This is a genomic window from Mycobacterium asiaticum, from assembly GCF_001668675.1.
GTDB lineage: Bacteria > Actinomycetota > Actinomycetes > Mycobacteriales > Mycobacteriaceae > Mycobacterium > Mycobacterium asiaticum_D.
Genome location: NZ_LZKQ01000105.1, coordinates 1 through 2,972, shown reverse-complemented (window position 1 = coordinate 2,972; position 2,972 = coordinate 1). Strand labels below are relative to the sequence as shown.

Below are 2,972 nucleotides of genomic sequence, written 5' to 3'. Positions count from 1 at the left end.
CCACGCTGGTGAAGCCGAGAACACAGACACGGTCGCCGGTCTGGACCGACGCGTCGGTCAGGGCCCGGGCCAGCGCGCCGGTGCGTTCGTTCAGTTCCTGGTAGGTGATGGTCTCGAAGCTGGGGAGCAGCTCCAGTGCGGTACGCCCCGTCTGCGGGTCCTTGACGAACTCCACGACGCGCTGTCCCAGGGCCGGACGATCGGCGTAACCCTCCAGCACGGTCTGGACGATCTGCGGGTAGCGCAGTCCAGGCTGCTCGAGGGCCTCGACCACCGTCGGGTCAGGGGCGGCTGCGGCGAACTGTGGGTCGTTGGCGGTCAAGTCCTCGATGCGGCGTTCGAGCCGCTCATCGCGAGTGGCATTCGACATGACAGTTCCTTAGAAAGACTGAGAGATAAGTGATTGGCCGGCGCCACGCTGCGCTGACCCTTAGAACGTTAGCGAAACTAACATTATTCCTCAATGAAGCGGACCTGGGAACTCTTTGTGAGTTCGACCACGACCACTTCGACGCTACGCGGGACGCCTAGAGCTCGGCCAGCAGCCCGGTCAGCACCTCGACGCCCTCGATCAGCAACTCGTCGGAGATCGTCAGTGGAGGCAGCAGGCGGATGATGTTGCCGAACATGCCGCAGGTCAGCACGATGACGCCCGCGGCGTGCGCGGCGGTGGCCAACTTCAGGGTGAGTTCGGGGTCGGGCTCCGCGGTACCGGATTTGACCAGTTCGATCGCGATCATCGCTCCGCGGCCGCGTACGTCGCCGATCCGGTCGTCGCCGGCCTGTGCCCGCAGCAGCGCCTCGGTGACCAGGCGTTCGATCTGCCGCGCCCGCTCGACCAGCCCGTCGGACTCGATGGTCTCGATCGTGGCCAGCGCCGCCGCACAGGCGACCGGATTGCCACCGAACGTGCCACCCAGGCCGCCGGCATGCACGGAATCCATCATCTCGGCGCGGCCGGTGATCGCCGACAGCGGCAGCCCGTCGGCGATGCCCTTGGCCGTCACGATGATGTCGGGCTCGATGCCCTCGTGTTCGCAGGCGAACATCGCTCCGGTCCGGGCGAAACCGGTCTGCACCTCGTCGGCGATGAACACGACGTCGTTCTGGTGGCACCACTCGAGTAGCGCGGGCAGGAAGCCCTCGGCGGGAACGATGAAGCCGCCCTCGCCCTGGATCGGCTCGATGATGACCGCCGCCAGATTGCCGGCACCGACCTGCTTGTCCATCACGCTGATCGCGCGCGCCGCGGCCTTCTCGCCGTCGGTGGCCAGCTCCTTGTCCAGCAACCCGTCCCGGTACGGATAGGACAGCGGCGCCCGGTAAATCTCGGGCGCGAACGGCCCGAAGCCGCTCTTGTAGGGCATGGACTTGGCGGTCAGGGCCATCGCCATGTTGGTCCGGCCGTGGTAGGCGTGGTCGAACGCGACGACGGCGGGCTTGTGGGTGTGATAGCGCGCGACCTTGATGGCGTTCTCGACCGCCTCGGCGCCCGAATTGAACAGCACCGAACGCTTCTCGCCCGATCCCGGAGTGATCCGGTTGACCTGCTCGGCGACGGCGACGTACTGCTCGTAGGGCGTGACCATGAAGCAGGTGTGGGTGAACTCGGCGACCTGCCGGCGCACCGCCTCGACGACGGGTGGCGAGGAATTGCCGATCGTGGTCACCGCGATGCCCGACCCGAGGTCGATCAGCCGGTTGCCGTCCACGTCCTCGACGATGCCGCCGCCGGCCCGTGCCACGAAGACCGGGAGCGTGATGCCGACACCGTGGGACACCGCAGCGGTGCGCCGCTTGTTCAATTCCAACGACGCGGGGCCAGGGATTTCCGTGACCAGATGGCGGCTCTGTTCGAGGCTGGCCACGGACTTTCTCCTTCCGCGCCGCGCCGGTCACGTCGCATTTATGAGCCTAGCGGGTACCCGCTCGATGCGGCCCGCCGACGATGCCGGTCGGTTTGCGACCTGCGCGAATGGCAGACTGGACGGTCAACGAGGTGAGCCGGCCGGGGTTAGCCCGGCAGCGTCCCCGGTTCTGCCAGGGAAATTCGAGCACTACCGATACGAAAGACAGGCGTGTTGATGGAGAGTTTTGTCTTGTTCTTGCCGTTCCTGCTCATCATGGGCGGCTTCATGTACTTCGCGTCGCGGCGACAGCGGAAGGCGATGCAAGCCACCATCGACCTGCACGAGTCGCTGCAGCCGGGGGACCGGGTGCACACCACGTCCGGGCTGGAGGGCACCGTCGTCTCCTTCACCGACGACACGGTCGACCTGGAGATCGCGCCCGGTGTGGTGACGACCTGGATGAAGCTGGCCGTGCGCGACCGGATCCTGCCGGACGACGACGAGGATTCCGACGACGAGGATGGCTATCCGGCCGGCTATGGGGAAAGTCCCGCGCTGGAAAAGGCGGACGAAAAGGATTCCTGACCGGAGCCGACTCCCGGCGCAGCGCGCCACGTAGTCTTTCCGGAGGCTCTCACCCGCTCGACCGGGGGTCCCAACCGATTCCAAGGAGATACAAGGAACGTGGCATCGTCTTCGGCGCCGGTGCATCCTGCCCGCTACCTGTCGGTGTTCCTGCTCATGCTTGTCGGCGTTTACCTGCTGGTCTTTCTCACCGGTGACAAGAAAGCCAGCCCCAAGCTGGGCATTGACCTGCAGGGCGGTACCCGGGTGACGCTGACCGCCCGCACCCCGGACGGCTCGCGGCCCAGCCGGGACGCGCTGGCGCAGGCGCAACAGATCATCAGCTCTCGGGTCAACGGGCTGGGTGTTTCCGGCTCGGAGGTGGTCGTCGACGGCGACAACCTGGTCATCACCGTGCCCGGCAGTGACGGCAACGAGGCCCGCGACCTGGGCCAGACTGCACGGCTCTATATCCGCCCGGTGCTCAGCTCCCAGCCCGCGCAGAAGGCTCCCGAGGAACCCAAGCCAGGCCAGCAGCCCGCCGGCGGCGAGCCGGGC

Annotated in this window: 2 protein-coding genes and 2 pseudogenes; 2 read left to right on the top strand and 2 right to left on the bottom strand. The window is 66.8% G+C overall.

Going from position 1 to position 2,972, the window contains the following annotated elements:
* Positions 1-370: pseudogene (locus A9X01_RS09500) on the bottom strand (carboxylic acid reductase); the annotation flags it as partial.
* Between the two features lie 157 nt (positions 371-527).
* Positions 528-1,868 (bottom strand): 4-aminobutyrate--2-oxoglutarate transaminase, encoded by a 1,341-nt coding sequence (gene gabT / locus A9X01_RS09495; RefSeq protein WP_065120519.1) that lies wholly within the window; start codon positions 1,866-1,868, stop codon positions 528-530.
* Positions 1,869-2,084: 216 nt separating this feature from the next.
* On the opposite strand from gabT, the gene yajC reads away from it, so the two are divergent.
* Both yajC and A9X01_RS09485 read left to right on the top strand, forming a co-directional pair.
* The gene (yajC, locus tag A9X01_RS09490; RefSeq protein ID WP_065120517.1) at positions 2,085-2,435 is read left to right on the top strand and encodes a preprotein translocase subunit YajC; all 351 of its coding nucleotides are present in this window, start codon (positions 2,085-2,087) and stop codon (positions 2,433-2,435) included.
* Between the two features lie 99 nt (positions 2,436-2,534).
* Positions 2,535-2,972: pseudogene (locus tag A9X01_RS09485) on the top strand (protein translocase subunit SecD); the annotation flags it as partial.

Bases quoted from the DNA above. Each gene is read 5' to 3' on its own strand.
- yajC (WP_065120517.1), top strand. From the start codon at position 2,085: ATGGAGAGTTTTGTCTTGTTCTTGCCGTTCCTGCTCATCATGGGCGGC.